This window comes from Brevundimonas sp. CURTG3B2_SDJG (assembly GCF_057364705.1).
The window spans coordinates 1-1003 of record NZ_JBNFOJ010000519.1 but is presented as its reverse complement, the minus strand read 5'-3'; the positions used below and the strand labels follow the sequence as shown (position 1 = coordinate 1003).

Annotated in this window: 2 protein-coding genes and 1 pseudogene; 1 reads left to right on the top strand and 2 read right to left on the bottom strand. The window is 72.1% G+C overall.

Annotation, left to right across the window (positions count from 1 at the left end; genetic code table 11):
* Positions 1–128 precede the first annotated feature (128 nt).
* Together AC2W7C_RS18405 and AC2W7C_RS18400 are read right to left on the bottom strand one after the other, a co-directional pair.
* Positions 129–368 carry an RNA polymerase sigma factor gene (locus tag AC2W7C_RS18405; RefSeq protein ID WP_486002637.1) on the bottom strand — a complete coding sequence of 80 codons (240 nt, stop codon included), beginning with the start codon at positions 366–368 and terminating at the stop codon, positions 129–131.
* A gap of 109 nt (positions 369–477) precedes the next feature.
* Positions 478–633 (bottom strand): annotated as a pseudogene (locus AC2W7C_RS18400) (sigma factor); the annotation flags it as partial.
* 106 nt (positions 634–739) lie between these two features.
* Here AC2W7C_RS18400 and AC2W7C_RS18395 point away from each other — a divergent pair.
* On the top strand, positions 740–1003 hold a 264-nt coding region (locus tag AC2W7C_RS18395; RefSeq protein ID WP_486002636.1), incomplete at its 3' end, for a hypothetical protein.

Genomic DNA, 1003 nt, shown 5'->3' with positions numbered 1-1003 from the left:
AAGGCCGCAAAGCCGCGCCGCAAGGGCCGGGTCGCCTTTCGCCGCCGCGTCGATCCGCGCGCCCTCGGCGTCAGGCAGTTCGCCGTCGATCCGCCGCATCAGGATTTCGTCGTCCCAGGCGTCGTGGGTCATCCCGTCACTCCTTGCGCGGACAGGGTTCGAATCAAGGTCTGCCGGCCGCGCACCAGCCGGCTGGTCAGCGTTCCCGCCGGCACGCCCATGACCTGGGCGGCCTCGGCGTAGGACAGGCCCTCGACCAGCACCAGCGCCACCGCCAGCCGCTGATCGTCGGGCAGGGCGTGCAACGCGCCCTGGACGGCCATCGCGTCCAGGCGCAGGGCCTCGTCCGCCTGGCCGGGGTCGGCCACGCCGGCGGTCGCCTCGGTTTTCGGGGGTGACGACCCGGCCCCAGCGAAGGCGCGAGCGTCCCTCGTCGATCGCCAGCCGCCTCATGACGGTGAAGGCCCAGCTGTCGAGTCGGGTCCCGGGCCGGAATTTCGCTCTTTGCGCAAGCGCGCGCTCGACCGTCGCCTGGACCAGGTCCTGCGCGTCCGCATCGCGGGTTCGCAGAACCCGTGCAAGGCGGCGAAGGCGCGGCAGAAGCTCGACCAGCCCCGTCTGAAATTCGTCCAAGCGCGTTCCTCGTTCATATGGGATGAAACGATCCGGCCGGACGTTTCATCCAGGACCAGCGCGAGCTTTCGCGCTTTAGGCCAGACGCGGAGCGGAGAGAAGCGCCTTGTCGTTCAAACCCTGGATCGCTGCGGGACTGGCGGCCCTGGCTCTGGCCGCCTCCGGAGGGGCCGCCACGGCCCAGATCGCGTTGCCGCGCCTGCCCAGCGCGCCCCTGGGCCTCGCCACCGCCGCCCCGTGGACCAAGAGGGTCTGGAGCAGACCGCCCGCGGACTGGTCGACCGCGCGCTTCAGCGCCCGCGAGGGTTCAGAGCCTGGTCCGGGGCTCGCGCGGCGCCCTGGAGACCGACCCCCACGGCTGGCCGGCCGT